Annotated in this window: 11 protein-coding genes; 10 read left to right on the top strand and 1 reads right to left on the bottom strand. The window is 49.2% G+C overall.

The window, feature by feature from the left end; translation table 11 throughout:
- The first annotated feature begins 167 nt into the window (after positions 1-167).
- The 4 genes from KB559_RS02355 to KB559_RS02340 all read left to right on the top strand — a co-directional run bounded on the left by KB559_RS02355 (position 168) and on the right by KB559_RS02340 (position 6866).
- Positions 168-1259 (top strand): ArsR/SmtB family transcription factor, encoded by a 1092-nt coding sequence (locus tag KB559_RS02355; RefSeq protein ID WP_211019971.1) that lies wholly within the window; start codon positions 168-170, stop codon positions 1257-1259.
- 64 nt (positions 1260-1323) lie between these two features.
- Complete coding sequence (locus tag KB559_RS02350; RefSeq protein ID WP_211019970.1) at positions 1324-3138, top strand: ABC transporter ATP-binding protein; 1815 nt, start codon at positions 1324-1326, stop codon at positions 3136-3138.
- Positions 3135-5039, top strand: coding sequence for an ABC transporter ATP-binding protein (locus tag KB559_RS02345; protein ID WP_211019969.1), 1905 nt, complete (start codon positions 3135-3137; stop codon positions 5037-5039). Before KB559_RS02350 ends, KB559_RS02345 begins: the two co-directional genes overlap by 4 nt.
- Positions 5040-5318: 279 nt before the next feature.
- Complete coding sequence (locus KB559_RS02340) at positions 5319-6866, top strand: response regulator transcription factor (protein WP_211019968.1); 1548 nt, start codon at positions 5319-5321, stop codon at positions 6864-6866.
- Positions 6867-7776: 910 nt separating this feature from the next.
- Here the strand turns inward: KB559_RS02340 and KB559_RS02335 are convergent.
- The gene (locus tag KB559_RS02335) at positions 7777-8679 is read right to left on the bottom strand and encodes an AraC family transcriptional regulator (protein WP_211019967.1); all 903 of its coding nucleotides are present in this window, start codon (positions 8677-8679) and stop codon (positions 7777-7779) included.
- Positions 8680-8817: 138 nt separating this feature from the next.
- On the opposite strand from KB559_RS02335, the gene yicI reads away from it, so the two are divergent.
- The 6 genes from yicI (at position 8818) to KB559_RS02305 (ending at position 19522) form a co-directional block, all read left to right on the top strand.
- A complete protein-coding gene (gene yicI, locus KB559_RS02330; protein WP_211019966.1) occupies positions 8818-11136 on the top strand; it encodes an alpha-xylosidase in 2319 nt (772 codons plus the stop codon).
- Positions 11137-11291: 155 nt separating this feature from the next.
- Positions 11292-13070, top strand: a complete 1779-nt coding sequence (locus KB559_RS02325) for a cache domain-containing sensor histidine kinase (protein WP_211019965.1) — start codon at positions 11292-11294, stop codon at positions 13068-13070.
- Between the two features lie 93 nt (positions 13071-13163).
- Complete coding sequence (locus KB559_RS02320) at positions 13164-14144, top strand: ABC transporter permease (RefSeq protein ID WP_211019964.1); 981 nt, start codon at positions 13164-13166, stop codon at positions 14142-14144.
- Positions 14145-14160: 16 nt separating this feature from the next.
- Positions 14161-15066 (top strand): carbohydrate ABC transporter permease, encoded by a 906-nt coding sequence (locus KB559_RS02315; RefSeq protein ID WP_211019963.1) that lies wholly within the window; start codon positions 14161-14163, stop codon positions 15064-15066.
- A gap of 258 nt (positions 15067-15324) precedes the next feature.
- A complete protein-coding gene (locus KB559_RS02310; protein WP_211019962.1) occupies positions 15325-17058 on the top strand; it encodes an ABC transporter substrate-binding protein in 1734 nt (577 codons plus the stop codon).
- A gap of 94 nt (positions 17059-17152) precedes the next feature.
- Positions 17153-19522 carry a glycoside hydrolase family 95 protein gene (locus KB559_RS02305; protein WP_211019961.1) on the top strand — a complete coding sequence of 790 codons (2370 nt, stop codon included), beginning with the start codon at positions 17153-17155 and terminating at the stop codon, positions 19520-19522.
- Positions 19523-19539: the final 17 nt, after the last annotated feature.

The following is a 19539-nucleotide window of genomic DNA, read 5'->3' as shown; positions in this document are numbered from 1 at the left end:
GATATGAAATGCAGGAAGGATCGTTTGGCGGTTGCCGAACGGTCCTTTTTTTGTTCGAATCAGATATTGACAAAGCGGGCGGGAAGGATTATTTTAACATTAAGTAATTATTAAATCTTGATCGAAATGAATCTTTATTTAATTTTTAATAAAGTGGAGGCGTTGAATTGAAAGTCCCTTTGAAGAAAAATATCAGCTTCGCCTACAATGAGGCGTTTGAATTGATCGTCATGATGGGCATGATTGCCTGCGAGCCCCAGATGGTCAAGACGGCCGAAGAGTACCGCATCGAGCTCGATCCGTTGAACAAAGAAATATTTACGGATGCCGTGAACAAAATGTCTCCGCATATGCTCCGGGAATTGCAGTTTTTCTTCGGGTATGACTTTTTTCATAAGGCATTGGATTATGCCTTCTATGAATCAATTACTTCTTCGCGCCAGCCATTAAGCGCGGCATCCTGGATTGGGCGGCTGGAGAAGACTGAGGCGTCGGAAATCGCAGCGAACATGGTCTACGGCGTCTATTATGACAAAATGGAGGAGCTGCTCCAAGGACGCAAATGGGAAGAGATTCGAAAGGATAGGCTCGGGCTGATCGAGCGCGTTAAGGTCACACTGCCGCTCGATGAAGTGAAGGAAGCTCAGGAGCCGTTACTGGAGTGTCTAAGGCATCCGGAAGAAACAAAGCGGCGCTATATGATGCTGATCTCTCAATTTCATCGGGATGTCTTTGCCGGTTGGTCCGAGGTAATCCGCGAGGAAAGCGAACGGGCACTGGTCCGTTATGAAGCGTTTTTCAAAGGGGATCCCGAGCGGTTTATCCGGGAAATTCATAAAAGCGAGCCGGAGATTTTTCAAGTACCGTCAACCATCCATATCAGCTTCGTTTCACAGGTCGGCAATCACCATATTTGGCCCTTTGAGGCATCCCATTTTTGGGTCATATTCGGCGTTTTCAACGACCGTGTTTTTGGGCCTGCTGCGGATCGGGAGAAGGCGGAGCTGTTTTTTAAGGCGCTATCGGATAAGCGGCGGATCGATTTCATCATGCTGCTCCGGGAACGGCCGAGGTATGGCAGCGAGCTTGCGGCGGAGCTGGGCATTACCCCGGCCGCGGTGATCTATCATGCGAACTTCTTTTTCTTTTTGGACCTGGTGGAATTCAGACGCAGCGATCATCGGTTATATTACCATCTCAACAAGGAAAGGCTCAGAGAGCTTCTGGCGTTGACGGCGAAAGTCATGCTGGATGAGTGAACGAATGGACAACAAGGGGGAACTTCTATAGGAAGATAGGGCTGGAGAAGAAGGGGAGAACGAGTTGGAAAAAGAAAATAGGCACGATGAAATCAAAAGGGAGCATGCAATCTCGGTATCCGATGCGCTGAAGCGGCTGATCTCGCTTGGAAGACCGTATTTAGGCAGGTACATCACGTTATGTATTCTAGCCGGAATTCTGTCGGTCTCCGGTGTGTTTCTCGCCGAAAGTCTGCGCAGGATTATCAATGCAGCCGTCGATAAGGAAATGTCCGGTCTGATCTCAGGGCTGGTTTTCGCACTTATTGTAGTCGTTACTGACGCGTTGGGCAATTTTATAAGCACGTATTTATCCGGGACGTTGGAAATCCGCTCGACCGCCAGTTTGCAAGCGACGATTTTGTCTAAGCTTATGCGCTCGAAAACCAGAGAGTTGGAACGATTTCACTCCGCCGATTTAATCGGACGGATTCAGGATGCAGCACCGGCGGCGCAAACCGGAATTAACGAGAAGACGATCCAATTGTTCGGCAATGTGCTTCAGGTTGTGTTTTTATTGTCTTATTTGCTGTCACTCCAATATATCCTGACCTTGGGAACGCTGTTGATCTGCATTTTACTGCCGCTGGTGATGGTTCCGTTCAGCCGCCGGCTCCGTAATCTGCATATCGAAAGAGAAAAGGCCGTTGCCGCACAGCAATCCTTTGTCCAGGATGCCCTTCAGGGGGCGGAAGTCGTGCGCGCTTTTTCGCTTGCTCCCCGGCTTGGTTCGCAGTTCCGGCAGCGTCTCGAGGGTCTTACAGCCCTTCATACCCGGGTAACCCGGCTTGAAGCGATCGGATATAATATGCCTTTCGCCGTGGTCCTGGGCGGGCTGCTGTATGTGCTTTCTTTTGGAGGTTATCTGGTTATCCAAGGGCGGCTGGACGTCGGAGCGGTGGCGGCTTTTCTGATCACCTTTGATCAGATCACCCAGCCGGTGTCCCGGCTTGCCAATCTATGGACCGAGCTTCAGTCGGCATTGGCTCAGGGAAGCAGAGTGTTCGAAATTACGGATATGGAGGAAGAAAAGGCAACCGTACGGGACGACGGCAAGAAATATGGGGAAATGGGGACGGTTTCCTTCGAAAAGGTCTCCTTCGGTTACGGAAGTAGTGACCTCGTTCTATCAGGAGTATCGTTCACGATTGAGCAAGGGAAGGTAACTGCATTTGCCGGACCGAGCGGAAGCGGGAAAAGCACGATTCTGAACCTGCTTATGGCGGTATACGAACCGCTGGCCGGAAACATCGACTGCGATATGGGCTCGATGGCGGACATTCCTCCGGGAGAGTGGCGCAGCCGCATTGCTTACGTCTCGCAGGAGCCCTATCTGTTCTCAGGGACTATTCGGGAGAATATCGCCTGGGGGCGGGCGGATGCCGATGTATCCGCAGTGAAGGAAGCGGCTCGTTCAGCAGGAATTCATTCCTTTATCGAGGGATTGCCGCAGGGTTACGAGACCCGGATCGGGGAACGGGGCTTGACCTTGTCCGGCGGGGAACGGCAGCGACTTGCGATTGCCCGCGCCTTTGTCAGGGAGCCGGAGATGCTGATCCTCGACGAGCCGACTGCCGCGCTCGACAGCCAGCATGAAGAGATGATCCAGCAGGCGCTCGGCAAGCTGATGCAGGGCCGAACCACCGTTGTTGTCGCGCATCGTCTGTCCACGATCCGGGATGCCAACGTGATTTATTATTTGGAGAACGGCTCCATCGTGGAAGCGGGGAACCATGAGTCGCTGATGGCCGAAGACGGAAAATACCGGGCGATGGTAGAAAAAAGCGTGCATCATTCCGAGAATCCCCACGAACTGGCGATAGAAGGAGGTTACCTATGATCACCGATGATAAAGTGAAATCGCCCGCTAACCCGTCATCCACGGTCTGGTCCGCCTTCCGTCGTTTGGTCGGCTATGCCGGCTTGTACCGGGCCGGGTTTATGGCCGCCATTGTGTTGCTTGCCGCCAAGCTGGTCGTCGATATCGGCTTCGCCACGGTACAAAAGCTGTTCATCGATACGATCACAAGCTCCGATACGGACGCATTGACCCGGGTTACGGTCATATGCGGGATCGCCTGCGCCATTATAATAGTCTGTCTTATTTTTCAGCACTATTTCCGCTTTACGGTTCACTTCCGCATGGCCTGGGATTTGCGGTCCAGACTATTCGACCGGAGCAATCGCCTATCGTTTCAGGAAGTTCAATCGATGCATTCCGGCGATCTTTCCTCCCGGAACAATAAAGACGTAAATTCGGCAATGAGCATGGTGAGCAGCGTCGTGTATGAGTTGTTTTATAATTTGCTGCTTACCCTGGTATCGTTCATTTATCTCGCCCGTTCGGATGTATGGATCGCTTTGCTTGCGCTGGGCTCGGGGCCGGTCGTGTTTTTTTGCAGCCGATTTTTTGACCGGAAGCTGCGAAACCTGTCCGTTGATATATTTGCCCGGGAGGCCGGCTTGAGAGCGCTGCTTCAGGAAGTGGTGCAAGGCATGACGGTGGTTCGGGCGTTCGGCATGGAAGACGCCATACTTAACCGTTATGTGAAGGAGCGGGCCGAGCTAGGAATTTTGCAGCGGAAAAGAACAGTGCTTGTCGGCCTTTTGTGGCAAACCTCCGCTTTTATCAACAATGTGGTCATGGTTGTGTGTGCGGGGATGATCGCTTATTCCGCGCTTGGAGGCGGGATGTCGGCGGGCGGCGTGCTGGCGTTCGTCATCTTAATCGGCAGGGTACAGTGGCCCTTCGTCCACATGTCCCAAACCTGGGGCGCGGTTCAGGAGGCTTTGGGTGCTTCGGACCGCGTATTTGAAATTCTGGATAAGGAAACGGAAAACGAATCCGGCGGGGAACGGGCGGTACAGAGGGAGGAGCGGCAAAAGCGGGAAGGGCTGCAAGAGCGGCAAGAGCGACAAGAGCGGGGAGAACGGCAAGCTCCGTACTTCCGGAATGCGTCGACGGGGGATCACAATCAACCGGCGCTCATGCTCAAGGATGTTCATTTTGCGCATAAAATTTCTGCCGATGACCCGCAGCAAGCCCTGTTTGAGGGTTTGAATTTGCAGGTCAATTCCGGGGAAACGGTCGCTGTCGTTGGACCAAGCGGTTCAGGAAAATCGACGCTGGTTCGTCTCTGCTGCGGACTCTACCAGCCTGATCAAGGGAGCGTCTCCCTCCATGGCGTTTGCCTGCGGGAGAGTCTGGATCAGGGCCGCGGACTTGCGACCTATGTGCCCCAAATTCCTTACCTTTTTGCGGGAACGATCGGCGATAATATCGCCTTTGGTACGGAAGGTAAGTCCGAGGAAGAAATCCGGATGGCCGCCGGATTGGCCGGGGCCGATGATTTCATTATGAAGCTTCCAGATGGATATGCCACCCATATTGGTGAACATGGGGCATCGCTTTCCGGTGGTCAGAAGCAGCGCATCGCCATTGCAAGAGCTTTTTTGCGCGAGGCACCGCTGTTGCTTCTGGATGAAGCTACTTCGGCGCTTGATAACGAAGCCGAAAGTCTTGTGCAGCGTTCGCTTGACGTATTGATGCAAAAACGCACTACCCTGGTCATTGCCCACAGACTGTCTACGGTTCTGGATGCAGATCGGATTCTGGTTATGGAAAAGGGCCGGATCGTGGAGGAGGGAACCCATAAATCTCTCCTAGAGCAGCAAGGCTTGTATGCAAAATTGTACCGGATTCAATTTCAGGAGAGCGACATGCCAAAAGAGGCGGTGTAAGCTGGCTTGCTTTGAGTTTCAGGTGATATCAAGAATCTTCCAAATCGTGATCTGCGATTTGGAAGATTTTTTTGTTATCCTCATATCATCAAAATAGTGCAATAAATGAACATAATTATGTTTGTGAGAATTTAAAATTTATTTATAATTATTTGTAAACGCTTTAATTCTTTCCGTAGGGGAAGGATATTATTTGTGTTTAATAAAGTGTTATACACACCATTGAAAATCGCTGGATGGGAATTGTAATGAAATCTTTTCCGGCAGGGGGAATAAATGATGATTAAAGTGCTTATTGTAGACGATGAACCTAAGCTGAGAGAAGGACTACGCACATTTATCGACTGGAACGCTTACGGTTATGTCGTCGTAGACACGGCGGCCAACGGCAACGAAGCGCTCGAGAAATATAACACTCATGAACCCGATTTGGTAATCGCCGATATTCGGATGCCGGGAATGGACGGATTGCAGTTGATTCAGCGGCTGCGTTCGCTTGATCCTATGCTTCATATTTTAATTTTAAGTGGATACGCGGATTTTGATTACGCTAAGAAGGCTATCTCGCAACGGGCAGACGGTTATTTGCTGAAGCCGGTCGACGAAGATGAATTGATAGATTATCTACAGAAAATTCAGCAGCAGATTACTCAGGAACGGCTTGCCGAGCTTTGGCAAAGCACCACTAAGGATTGGGGCAGGGAGGCGTTTATTCAATCGCTCCTGTCGGGTAATGAGGAAGAGAAAGCGGTGCTGGAAGGCAAAGCTGAGGAATTGGGTCTGCTATGGAGATGCTATCAGGTCTTGCTGATTAATCTGCATACGGAGAACGATTCGGATATGGAACCCTCCGTTCAAATGAGAAGAAAGATGACCGAGCTGTTTGAACACACGGATCGAGGCTACGTATTTAGCTACCATGCGCAGATCGGTATTCTACTAAAAGATCCGGTTTTGGGCGTGGAAATGGATGGAGTTTACGGCAGTATCCGGGATGCAGCTTCCGATACGGGCGTAGAATTCACCGCGGCCTTAGGGCCAAAGGTATGCAGCTTAATGGAAGTGGTTGATTCTTATGGAGTGGCCAGTGAGCTTAACAAAAACCACTTTATTCATGGCAACGGCAAGCTTCTGAGCCGGGATTCGGTTCAGGAAACTTTCCTTGGAGAAGTGTCCGTTGAGCCAGGGACGGAACCGCTGAACGAACAGCTTTATTATGCTGTGGAGGTGGGCAATCGCGAGACGGTGAAAGCGCTGGTCCGCCGTACAGGGGAATGCCTTGTGTCTGAGGGCTATGGCGAAGGGGAAATTAAACGTCGTTTTGTTGAGATTCTGACCTCGATTCACGCAAAAGGGATCAAGCAATCGCCGGAGCTGCAGAGCCGCAGTAAGGAATTTTCGGACTATTTGTCCGATATTTACAAGGCCTGGACGCTTGAGGGTGTGTATGAGAAGACGGAGTTTTTCCTGGAACAGATGATGAGCGGACTGGGCGAGGGAGGAAAACACCGGGAAGTAAAAATCATGCTGGATCTGATTCACCGTAATTTCAGCGACAACTTGAAGCTGGAAACTTTGTCCGGCATTTTTAACTATAATAGCGCGTATCTCGGCAAATTGTTCAAGAACGCTACAGGCGAATACTTTAACACCTACCTCGATAAAGTGCGGATCGAGAAGGCGAAGTCCCTTCTTGAGGAAGGGTTGAAAGTCTACCAAGTGGCCGAGAAGGTCGGTTATACGAACGTGGATTATTTCCATAGCAAGTTCCGGAAGTATGTGGGGACTTCCCCCTCCGCCTACCGCAAAACCACCAACCACGCTTAGCGGAAATTCAAAAACCGGCTTTTGATCACGAAGCGGTTGCTATGTAGTTGATTCGGCGTCGAATCTGGGGATGCAGCCAGGGCCTTCCGGTGCTCACGTAGGCTTCTCCTACGCTCCGCTCCTCAGTCCCTGGCTTTACCCCACCTTCTCGGTGCTGAAAACCCGGTTTTTGAATCTCGATTGGGAGGGTAGATCAAAAACCGGCTGGTGATCACGAAGCGGGGTAGAATGGTCGTTGAGGCATGGCATTAGTATATGTGGAGCTAATTGCGAAACGATAAGAAGCTGCTGATTGGATATTTCCAATCAGCAGCTTCTCTTTTTGACTAGTTGGTTGTTTTCATTGGATAATTCCAATGGAATTTAGGCAAACCGTCTCATTTTCGCTAATTCGAGTCTCGTCATTGGATATTTCCAATCAACACGGGGGGAATCGGCTAATTGTGTAGTTTTTCATTGGAAATATCCAATAAGTTCGTTCTGCATTTGCAGCTCAGCAATTTTAGTTAGTTGAAGTTAAATTTTCACATGAAAATGTGACTAATAACGGATGTATTAAAGCGCTTACAAAAGGCGGTATGATAGGTTTGTTAATAATAGACACGAAAAGCTCGGCTTAGCGACGAGGCATCATGTAGGACGGTATTCAGGGGCAACGAGGATATAACACAGGACGACAATCAGGCGGCGACGGATTCTGAAGTTAGTTGGATTGCGATTCTAGCAACAACGATTAGTTGATCAACTAAATCTGGGCGCCGGCGACGGTGGAGGGGAGAGGGAGGTCTGATGGGGCCCCTGCACTCCGATGTCTCGTCCCGAAATCCAAATCTCAGAACTTCAGAGCCCTAGCAAGTATGAATCTCCGGCAAAAAAGGAATATTAGCTGAAGGCGTTTGAGCCGGTCAATCTAGGCTTCGATCCGGCTTTGGAGTTTTTTTCGGAATTCCGAAGGTGAGCAGTTCATGGTCTTGCGGAATACCCGGATAAAGTAGCTGATATTGTCGTAACCGACCTCTAGCGCAACATCGGAAATTTTTCGTTCCGGTTGCCGCAGCAGTTCGACGGCCTGTCGAATCCGGTAGGAGTTAATATAGTCCATCGGAGTTTGCCGGGTCATGGATTTGAAGAAACGGCAGAACTGGCCTTCGCTCATCGGAACGAGCGCAGCGAGCTCAGACAGGCGGATCGGGTGCTCATAATTGTGCTGAATATAGTGAATCACGGTTTTGAGGCGCTCGATTTTTGAAGACTCGCTCCGGTTGCTTGCGGTCCGGTTGCAAGTTTTACCTTCCGCGATAATCTCCGCCAACATAAGGTAGAGATGACCCTTAACCGAGCCTTCGTAGCCGGGGGATTGCGCGCTGCAGCCTTTCATGATGGACACAATATGGTCCAGCAGGCTGACCTCAAAGCTTTCGGCATGCCGGATATGTCTCGGAAAAGTCGCTTTTCTTTCCTGCAAAGGAAGGATCAGATTTTCTTGCACGGCGTCGTAATGAGCGCTGGCCAGCAATTGCGTGTCGAAGACCAGTGAGAAAAAAGAGCAGCCTGTCTCTCCGCTGGCATGAGCGGCGTGAATGTCGCCACCATCGACGAATACGGCTTCTCCGGCCTTGACGGTAAAATAATCGGTATCGACCTGGAACACCGTCTCGCCGTCTATGCAGTAGAATATTTCGGGTTCTTCATGCCAGTGGCAGTCAATAACGTGCTCGCCGGGGCCATAACTGTACCAGTAGGTTCCAAATGGAAGATGCTCACTACCGTGCGATTTGCTTTCTTTCAGAGAGCGTCGGAGTGCTTGATCCATGAAAGTCACCTCATCAATATAGTGTTATAATATCATCGAATTATGTTAGAATATTTCCTTTTCAATCAGTATAATGCAAGTGTAAGCAGTTTAATAGTGATAATTATGAAAAGTGAATCGAAAGGCGGTATATAACAGATGAAATTTACCGATGGCAACTGGCTGATTCGTGATGGATACACGCTTTCCACTGCGGTTCAAGCATACGATTTTATGGAACAGAATCATACACTGACAGCTTCAGCTTCGACTACTCCGCTTCGCGGACGCGGCGATATGATTAATACAACGCTTCTTACCGTACATTTCCACTCCCCGCTTCCTGGCGTAATCGGCGTCAAGCTTGTGCATTTTGCCGGTACTGTGGATCATGGGCCTAACTTTGAATTGGCTAAGGGCGGCGATCATGCAGTAATTACCGAAAACGATGAGTATGCCGAACTCAAAAGCGGCAATCTCAGCGTACGCATTAACAAAGGTGCGCAGTGGTCGGTGGATTTCTATCGCGGAACTCAGCGCCTTACAGGTAGTGCGTTTAAATCGATGGCACACGTGACCGAAGCCGGCGGAAACACCTTCATGCGCGAAGAGCTCGACTTAAGCGTTGGTGAACTCGTTTACGGTTTGGGCGAACGTTTTACGTCCTTTATCAAGAACGGACAGGTTGTCGACATTTGGAACAAAGACGGCGGCACAAGCTCCGAACAATCCTATAAGAACATTCCGTTTTATGTAACTAATAAAGGCTACGGTGTATTGGTAAATGACCCGGGCGGCGTTTCCTTTGAAGTAGCTTCTGAAAAAGTGAAAAAAGTTCAATTCAGCGTACCAGGCGAATCGATTGAATATTTCGTTATCGACGGACCTGAGCCGAAGGATGTACTTGATAAATACACCGCATTGACCGGCAAACCTGCGTTGCCGCCGGCATGGTCGTTCGGTCTGTGGCTCACGACTTCGTTTACCACCGATTATGACGAAGCTACGGTCAATTCCTTTGTTGACGGCATGGCCGAAAGAGACCTTCCGCTGCATGTCTTCCATTTCGACTGCTTCTGGATGCGCGAGTTCCATTGGACGGATTTCAAATGGGATGAGCGGGTATTCCCGGATCCTGTCGGCATGCTGAAACGTTTGAAGGAAAAAGGCCTGAAAATTTGCGTATGGATTAACCCTTACATCGGTCAGCGTTCCCGTTTGTTCGAAGAAGGCAAGCAAAACGGCTACCTCGTGAAGAAGCCGAACGGCGATGTATGGCAATGGAATTTGTGGCAGCCGGGAATGGCTCTGGTTGACTTTACGAACCCGGAAGCTTGCGAGTGGTATGCCGGCTACCTGCGTGAACTCGTTGATATGGGCGTCGACAGCTTCAAGACCGACTTCGGCGAGCGGATTCCTACCGACGTCGTTTACCATGACGGCTCCGATCCGGTCAAAATGCACAACTACTACACTTACCTTTACAATAAAGTGGTATTTGAAGTCCTGGAAGAGAAGCTTGGCAAGAACGAAGCGGCGCTGTTTGCCCGTTCGGCTACCGTCGGCGGACAGAAATTCCCTGTACACTGGGGCGGGGATTGCTATGCGGATTATGAATCGATGGCGGAAAGCCTTCGCGGCGGTCTGTCGCTCGGATTGTCCGGCTTCGGCTTCTGGAGCCATGATATCGGCGGTTTCGAAAACACCGCTCCGGTTCATGTGTTCAAGCGCTGGCTCGCATTCGGCCTGATGTCCAGCCATAGCCGTCTGCACGGAAGCAGCTCGTACCGGGTGCCTTGGGCTTATGATGATGAAGCGGTTGACGTTACCCGTTTCTTCACCAAGCTGAAATGCAGCCTGATGCCATACCTGTTCGATACAGCTGTTTATGCTACGGAAAAAGGTGTTCCGACCATGCGCGCCATGTTCCTGGAATTCCCGAATGACCCGGCTACCGAGACGCTGGATCGTCAATATATGTTGGGCGATTCCTTGCTGGTTGCTCCGGTATTCAGCGAAACCGGGGAAGTTACCTACTTCATGCCGGAAGGCACTTGGACCCACCTGCTCACAGGCAAAACTGTCGAAGGTGGTAAATGGCAAAAAGAAACTTACGATTTCTTCGGCCTGCCGTTGTTTGTCCGCCAGAACTCCATCCTGGCAAAAGGCGCTAACAACAGCCGTCCGGATTATGACTTCGCAGACGGCGTAGAGCTCGGATTGTACCAGCTGCAAGAAGGCGTTACTGTAACGCGCACGGTCCGCAACATGAAGGGTGAAACCGAACTGACCGTTACCGCGGTTCGCCAAGGCTCCAAAGTAACTCTCGGCGCTCAAGGTGCCGGAAAAGCATTCAAAGTTTCGCTGCACGGCATGGGTGAAGTGGCTTCCGTTCAAGGCGGGGAGCTTACTAATGAAGGAACGGTTTCGGTGACTTCCTTCTCCGGCAAGACGGAATTGCAGATTTCCCTGAAATAACCGTGTTGCCCCTGACGGAGCAATAAACTAATATTAAGCTAATGCGTCCGCCGTGCGGACGCGGCCCGAATGATCCCCGCTTGTCAAAGAGTCGGGGATATTCGGTTTTTACGGAGATCTCCGTTATGGTAACCCGAGGTCAGGGAGGGGCAGACATGTTTAGAAAAGTCGTACAAGTCACGAACAACTTCAAGCTCAAGCACAAGCTCATTATTTCCTACATTCTCGTTGTCATGATTCCCGTCATGATTGTTGGCGGAGGAGTGGTTAGCTATTTCCGTTCCCAGGCGATGGACCGGGCGATTGATCAGGCGACCAATAATGTTGAGAAGACTAAATCTCAACTTGGCAACTTGCTGCGCATACCGATGGATGTGTCGAACACCTTATTGCTTGACAAGGATCTGGAGAGAATGGTCACTACCCGTTATGAAAGCGTGCTGGAATTAACAAAGGCTTACCTGAATTATGACGAGTTTACGAGATTCAAACGTACTTACCGGGAGATTGCCGGCGTACGTTTTTATTACGACAACCAGACCTTAATCAATAACCTGGAACTGATCCCGATCGATGAAAATACTAGTAAAACGCATTGGTATCAGCAGGCGATGTCCACAAAAAGCTTGATCTGGACTTATATCGATGATAATGAACCCATTCCGGTACGAAAGCTTAGTCTCATAAGACAACTGCCTTTTCCGGAACGCCGGACAAGCGGAGTACTAATGGTCTCTCTCGATCAGAATGAATTAAATCGTATGTTGCTCCAGGAACCGTTTGAAACGCTGATTGCGGATGAAGCGGGAAACGTAGTAGCCGCCAAGGACTCCAGCTTTGTCGGTAAAACGCTTGAAAGTCTCGATTTCGGCGTTGACCTGAGTCAATTGGAAAAAGGGACTCACAAGCTCAACATTAAAGGCGAACCTTCCTATATGATCGTGGATGAACTTATTCCGGAAAATAGCATCAACGGGCTAAGAGTCGTATCCGTTTTCAGTACGGAATCTATCGTCAAGGATGCGAACAAGGTCAGTTTGATCGGTTTGGTCATCATTCTGCTTGTTTTGCTGATCGCCCTTGCGTTTGTTTATATTGTTTCATTTCTGACTTCCAATCGGTTGCTGCGGCTTAGCCGACATTTGAACCGCTTGGCCCTTGGCGATTTAAATGTAGTCTCCCGAATCGACGGAAATGACGAGATCGGCCAGTTATCACGGCAGTTTAACTACATGGTCGAAAGCATTCGCAGCCTGATGAATCAGGTTGTGGAGAAAACGGAGCAGAATACGGCGCTGGAGATCGCTCAACGTGAGATCAAGCTGAAAATGATGGCCAGCCAAATTAACCCGCACTTCCTTTTTAATGCCCTGGAGTCGATTCGGATGAATGCTCATATGAAGGGTGAAAAGGAAATTGCGAATGTCGTCCGCTTGCTGGGTCGTTTAATGCGCAAAAATCTTGAAGTCGGCAGAGAGAGTACGCCTATTAAGGAAGAGATCGAAATGGTGCGTTCCTATTTGGAAATCCAGAAATTCCGTTATGAGGATCGATTGAAATACGAGTTGAATATTGATCCGCAAGCGCAGGAGATCCGGATTCCTCCATTAATCATTCAACCTTTGGTAGAGAATGCGGTAGTTCACGGGGTAGAGGATAAGGAAGACGGCGTGGAAGTAAATGTCGATATTCAATTTAATGGCGAACTTCTAGTCATTCGAATACGAGATAACGGTTTAGGGATGACTCCGCAGCGGCTTGACGAGGTGATCCATTCGATTTCAAGTCCGGACGAATCCGAGAACAACCGGATCGGGCTGCGCAACGTCCACCAAAGACTAGTACTGTCCTATGGAGAAGAGCATGGGCTGAAAATCTTCAGTGAATATGGCCGCGGAACGGAGTTTTCCTTTACGATTCCGGTTAATGTCTAATTTTTATATGGTTTTCTCTCAAATCTATCGGGTATTTCCAATCCCCTCGTTCCTTTATCATAAAGGTATAGCAGAGAAGGGGGGATTGGACAGATGGAAACGCTCTCAGAAAAACCTGGAACTAGAAATGTAAGCGTAACCCCTAAGCCGCCAAAAAAGCGGAAGCAAGGAATGTGGCAAAGTATAGTTCAACAAAAATATTTATACCTGATGTCCTTGCCATTCGTAATTTGGTTGTTTGTATTTAATTATTTACCGATCTGGGGCTGGACGATGGCATTCCAGAACTATAAACCGTCCAAGTCTTTTTCAGAACAAAAATGGGTTGGAATGAAAAACTTTGTGGACTTGTTCCAAGACGAAAGATTCTATCTGGTATTAAGAAACACATTAGCCATGAGTCTTATGGGATTGATCTTTGGATTTATCGTACCGATCTTTTTCGCGGTATTCCTGAACGAGCTCAGGGGAAGTATTTTCAAACGTACGGTTCAAACGGTGTCTTATCTGCCGCACTTTGTATCCTGGGTCGTCGTCGGAGGTATCATTACCAAAATGCTCTCGATTGACGGCGGGATCGTTAACGAACTTCTACTGTCATTGCATATTATTAACGAGCCGATACAATTCATGGCTGAAGGGAAATGGTTTTGGGGTATTGTAACCGCTTCCGACATATGGAAAGAGACCGGCTGGAACGCCATTATCTACCTGGCTGCGATCACAGGGATTGACAAAGAACTCTACGAGGCTTCCCGCGTGGATGGAGCGGGACGTTTCAGACAAATATGGAATATTACGCTTCCGGGCATTCGCACTACGATATCCGTACTGCTGATTATGTCGATTGGTCACCTGATCGGTATCGGCTTCGAGAAACAGTTCCAGTTGCAAAATGCGCTGGTAAAAGATTATTCCGAAGTATTGGATTTGTATGCTTTGAATTATGGTATAAACATCAGTCGCTTCTCCTACGGGACGGCGATCAGTATGTTCACCTCCGTCGTAAGCATTATTCTCTTGCTCACGGCAAACGGCATCATGAAGAAAACGACGAAAGAAAGCATCATGTAGAGGGGGAGGGGACAAAATGGCGACAAACTCAAAAGCGTTTAACGCTACAAGATCCGATAAAGTATTCGACACTGTCAACGTAATCGTTATGGCCATTATCTTGATCATTACTTTATATCCTTTCCTGAACGTGCTTGCGATTTCGTTGAACGATTCGACAGACACGGTCCGTGGCGGCATCTATCTTTGGCCGCGGGAATTCACTTTGGAAAACTATAAAACGATCTTTGGATACACCGGCCTGATTCAAGGTTTTAAAGTTACGATTCTTCGTACGGTATCCGGTACAGTGTTAGGCTTGATTAGTGCCTCAATGCTGGCGTATACGTTAAGCCGACCGGATTTTAAATCCCGGAAATTTGTTTCCACGTTTCTTGCACTGACGATGTATTTCTCCGGAGGACTTGTACCGACTTATATGTTGATGCGGCATCTGGATCTGATCGGAACGTTCTGGATATACATTTTGCCTGGTATTGTCAGCGCATTTAACGTATTCATCATCCGTTCCTTCATTGACGGGCTTCCATACGCTCTGCAAGAGTCGGCCAAATTGGACGGTGCCAATGACTTTACGATTTATTACAAAGTTATTCTTCCACTCTGTAAGCCGGTGCTTGCGACCATCGCCTTGTTCCTTGCAGTCGGACAGTGGAATTCCTGGTTTGATACCTATCTGTACAACGGGAATAAACCTCACTTGACTACCTTGCAGTACGAATTGATGAAGGTTCTGGCCAGCACGAACCAAGGTTCGGCGATGACGAATGCGAACGACTTGGCGAATCAGATGGCTCAGATTTCACCGGAATCGATTAAAATGGCGATTACCATTGTCGTAACACTTCCGATCTTGATTGTTTATCCGTTCTTACAGCGGTACTTTGTATCCGGTATGACGTTGGGCGCAGTTAAAGCTTAACCTTCCATAACGGAACAGCAGTAACAAGCATGAACAGTTTCGCCGTGCCGGCAGCAACCGGTACGGCGGGCTGAATCGGAAAATCTTTTTTTAAGCTTTCGTTGAAAGCCCTTACTTAAAATGCTCAGGCAAGAGATGACTTGTCTATTCAAATGAACGCGCTCTTATTAACAAAGTTTAGTTGTTTTGGTTTGGTATTTACAGGTTTTACCTGTTATACAATATAGCTTTATTATTTATTACAAGGGGGAACTAGAAATGAGTTGGAAGAGTCCTAAGGCCTTTGCTGCGATCTTGTTGGCAAGCACATTACTCGTCGGCGGTTGCGGAAATTCCGGTAACGACAAGAACAACGCGGCTGGTAACACTGGCAATTCGGGTAACACACAAAATGAACAAAAGGCTGAAGATACGAGCCCAGTCACTTTCACTTTCTTCGGCGCTGATGCCAGCCCGAACTGGAACAACATGAAGGATGATGTGGGTAAAGTCATCACTGAAAAAACCGGCGTAACGCTGGATGCAGAATATGACGTAGGCAGCGGCGGCGGACAAAGCAAAATCGCTTTGATGGCTGCGAGTGGCGACGTTCCGGACATCATTTTTGCAAAGAATGAAATCGGTAAGCTGATTGACGCCGGACTTGTTCTGGATTTGACCGATTTGATTGAAGAGCATGCTCCAAACATTAAAAAGGTTATCGGCGAAAATATGAATCGTCTGAAATACAGCAACGAAGATCCAGCGATTTATCAAATTACGACGAATGTCGGGGTTGATCAACAGAACTTTGATGCTGGCGGCGGTTTTGAAATCCAGCAGCGCGTGTTGAAAGAGCTTGGCTACCCGAAAGTTCGTACCGTTCAAGACTTTGAAAACGTTTTGAAACAATATATGGAAAAGAACCCGACTACGGACGGTCAGCCAAACATCCCGCTCACTTTGAACGCGGATGACTGGAGAATTATGATCACCGTAACGAACCCGGCGTTCATTGCTACGGGAGCACCGGATGACGGCGAGTACTTTGTTGATCCACAAACCTATGAAGCAAAATTGCACTACAAACGTCCTGAAGAGAAAGAATATTTCCGTTGGTTGAACCATATGTACAATGAAGGTCTGCTCGACAAAGATACTTTCGTACAAAAAGACGACCAATACAAAGCGAAAATTGCCAGCGGCCGCGTTCTTGGTCTGATCGACCAAGAGTGGGGATACCAAGATGCAGAGAACGCTCTGAAAACAGCTGGAAAAGACGAATCCACTTACGCTCACTTCCCAGTAACTCTGTCGGAAGACTATGAAGATCACTCCTTCCAAACTGCAGGTCTGGACGGATACGGTATCGCTATTACTACGGAATGTAAAGATCCGGTTCGCGCGATCAAATTCATTGACTGGCTTGCTTCCGATGAAGGTCAAGTGCTCAGAATGTGGGGCGTTGAAGGCAAGCATTATACTGTAGATGAGAATGGAACACGTGTAGTTCCTGCCGACATTCAAGACAGAAAAGTAAATGATTCGACCAACTTTACTAAAGAATCCGGTATCGGTCAGTATAGAGTTCTGGCGCCATTCTATGGCGACGGCGTGAAGGATTCCACAGGCAACTACTATACAACTAACTTCCCGGATCAAATCGTTGCTGGTTACACTGAAGCTGAAAAAGAAACATTGAAAGCTTACAACGCTACGACTTGGAAAGATCTGTTCCCGGCTGAAGATGCATTCCCTGCTAAAGAATGGGGCGCGCTGTACAACATGCCAGTTCCTACAGACGGTGACTATCAAGTGATTTTCCAAAAAACACAAGACATCATCCGCAAGCGTATTCCGGAAGCAGTTCTTGCTAAAACGACTGATTTCGACAAGGTTTACGACGCATTCCTGGTTGAATTGGATAAAGCCGGTGCGGAAAAAATGGAAGCTGAATACACTGAGCTTGTGAAGAAGAGAGTATCTTTGTTCACTGGCAAAGAAGTTAAGTAATCAGCTATTATAAGAACTAAATAGGTTGAACAGGAAAAAGGCCCGCAGTTTGCTCGGGCCTTTTTCTCTAAGTTATGGATGGGAGGCAGTAGAGATGCCGGATATGAACAAAGAGAAGTCATTATGGAGATTGTGGTATAATCAGCCCGCTTCCCGCTGGGAAGAGGCTCTGCCAGTCGGAAACGGGCGGATTGGCGGTATGGTTTACGGGGGAGACCGTACGGAAGTGATAGCGCTTAATGAGGATACTTTATGGTCGGGATTTCCGCGCGACACCCAAAACTACGACGCTCTCCGGCATTTGGGCCAGGCAAGGGAACTGATATTTTCCGGGAAATATAAAGAGGCGGAAGCATTGATCAACTCGAAGATGCTGGGCCGGCGGACCGAGTCTTACCAGCCTTTAGGTAACCTGAAAGTGGAGCACCATGGAGATATGACATCTGCCGGATACTATAGAGGACTTGACCTGGAAAAAGGAGTGGCTGAGGTCCGTTATTCCCGCGGAGAAGCCGTCTTTACGCGGGAGGTGTTCGTTAGTGCGGCGGATCAAGTTTTAGCGCTCAGATATGATTCTCCTTCGGAGGATTTACTGGATTTAACGATTTCGCTGGATTCGCCTTTAAGATACACAACGAGCGAAACGGCGGAAGGAAACGGGCTGAAAATGAACGGTAGGGCACCTAGCCATATTGCCGACAATTATAGGGGGGATCACCCTCAATCTGTTTTGTATGAGGAAGGGATGGGCCTTTCTTTTGAAGCGCAAATCCGTATATATCATGATGGAGGAACCCTTGTGCACGAATCCGGCCGGGCGCAAGTAAGCGGTGCGAAATCAGTGACCGTGCTACTAGCGGCGGCTACTGACTTCGCCGGGTACGACGTGATGCCGGGAAACGGTTCGGCGGAGATAGTGAGCGGGAAGTGCACGGCTGCCCTCGATGCGGCCGAGCAGCTTGGATTCAATGAACTTCGCAAGCGGCATATCGCAGATCACGAGAGCCTGTTCAGACGGGTGGACTTAAAGTTAGATGGAGAGGACGTAACCTCTTTACCCACAGATGAACGTCTCGTACGCTATCAATCCGGGAAGAGTGATCCCGGGCTTGAAGCTTTGTATTTTCAGTACGGAAGATACTTGCTGATGGCCAGTTCCAGACCCGGCACACAGCCGGCTCATCTGCAGGGTATTTGGAATCCGCATATGCAGCCGCCTTGGAACAGCAACTATACGACGAATATAAACACGGAAATGAACTACTGGCCTGCAGAAGTTTGTAATTTAAGCGAGTGTCATGAACCTTTGTTTGATCTTATCGGCGATCTTAGCAAAACCGGTGCAAGAACCGCAAGGATTCATTACGGAACCGGAGGGTGGACCGCGCATCACAATGTGGATTTGTGGCGGACATCCACACCGAGTGACGGAGATGCCAGTTGGGCGTTCTGGCCGATGGGCGGAGTATGGCTTAGCCGTCATCTTTGGGAACATTATGTCTTCACTCAGGATGAACATTTTTTGCGGGAAACCGCTTATCCCCTTTTGAAAGGGGCGGCTGAATTTTGTCTAGGTTGGCTAGTTCCGGGACCAAACGGAGAATTGACTACAGCCCCTTCCACCTCGCCGGAGAACAAGTTTCTGACGGCGGACGGCGAGCCATGCAGCATATCGGCCGGCTCCACTATGGATTTGTTCCTGATCCGCGAGCTGTTCAACCATTGTATTCTGGCTTCCGAAATTGTTGGTGCCGATCGGGAATGGTCTCGACTTCTGGAAGAAACGATGGAGACAATGGCGAAACCGCAAATCGGGCCGGATGGCCGGCTGCGGGAATGGAGCGAGGATTTTGTGGAAGCGGAACCGGGGCACCGGCATGTATCGCATCTTTACGGCTTGTATCCGGGAAATGCCATTACACCGGATGGAACGCCGGAGTTGGCGGAAGCGGTCCGCAAATCGCTGGACAGCCGGATCAGCCAAGGGGGCGGGCATACCGGCTGGAGCTGTGCATGGCTGATCAACTTGTACGCCAGACTGGGAGACGGGGAAACGGCATACCGTTTTGTAAATACATTGTTGTCCCGTTCGACCTATCCTAATCTTTTTGACGATCATCCACCGTTCCAGATTGACGGCAACTTCGGCGGAACTTCAGGCATCGCCGAAATGCTGCTTCAGAGCCATAACAACGGTATCGAGCTTTTACCTGCCCTGCCGAAGGCTTGGTCGTCTTCGGGCAGCGTCAGCGGACTCCGGGCCAGAGGCGGCTACACCGTTAGCGCCGCATGGCTGAACGGCCGTCTTACGGAAGCCGGCATCACCGCTTCCCGCAGCGGTTGGTGTACTCTGCGTTACAAAGAGGCAATTTCGGTTGTTAAGTCGGACGGATCGCTTGTTCCGGTCGAAGATGGCCGTTTCTATGCGGAGCAAGGCAGCACATATCTGATTTCCGTGCAATAATTCTCGTCCATTCATGG

The organism is Paenibacillus sp. Marseille-P2973, from assembly GCF_018101095.1.
Classification (GTDB): Bacteria; Bacillota; Bacilli; order Paenibacillales; family Paenibacillaceae; genus Fontibacillus; species Fontibacillus vini.
This window is presented reverse-complemented; position numbering and strand designations above follow the sequence as displayed.

What these genes read in the sequence shown, in the direction of transcription:
- KB559_RS02340 (WP_211019968.1), top strand. Translation starts at nt 5,319, where the DNA reads ATGATTAAAGTGCTTATTGTAGACGATGAACCTAAGCTGAGAGAAGGA.
- KB559_RS02310 (WP_211019962.1), top strand. Translation starts at nt 15,325, where the DNA reads ATGAGTTGGAAGAGTCCTAAGGCCTTTGCTGCGATCTTGTTGGCAAGC.
- yicI (WP_211019966.1), top strand. Translation starts at nt 8,818, where the DNA reads ATGAAATTTACCGATGGCAACTGGCTGATTCGTGATGGATACACGCTT.
- KB559_RS02335 (WP_211019967.1), bottom strand. Translation starts at nt 8,679, where the DNA reads ATGGATCAAGCACTCCGACGCTCTCTGAAAGAAAGCAAATCGCACGGT.
- KB559_RS02345 (WP_211019969.1), top strand. Translation starts at nt 3,135, where the DNA reads ATGATCACCGATGATAAAGTGAAATCGCCCGCTAACCCGTCATCCACG.
- KB559_RS02325 (WP_211019965.1), top strand. Translation starts at nt 11,292, where the DNA reads ATGTTTAGAAAAGTCGTACAAGTCACGAACAACTTCAAGCTCAAGCAC.
- KB559_RS02305 (WP_211019961.1), top strand. Translation starts at nt 17,153, where the DNA reads ATGCCGGATATGAACAAAGAGAAGTCATTATGGAGATTGTGGTATAAT.
- KB559_RS02320 (WP_211019964.1), top strand. Translation starts at nt 13,164, where the DNA reads ATGGAAACGCTCTCAGAAAAACCTGGAACTAGAAATGTAAGCGTAACC.
- KB559_RS02315 (WP_211019963.1), top strand. Translation starts at nt 14,161, where the DNA reads ATGGCGACAAACTCAAAAGCGTTTAACGCTACAAGATCCGATAAAGTA.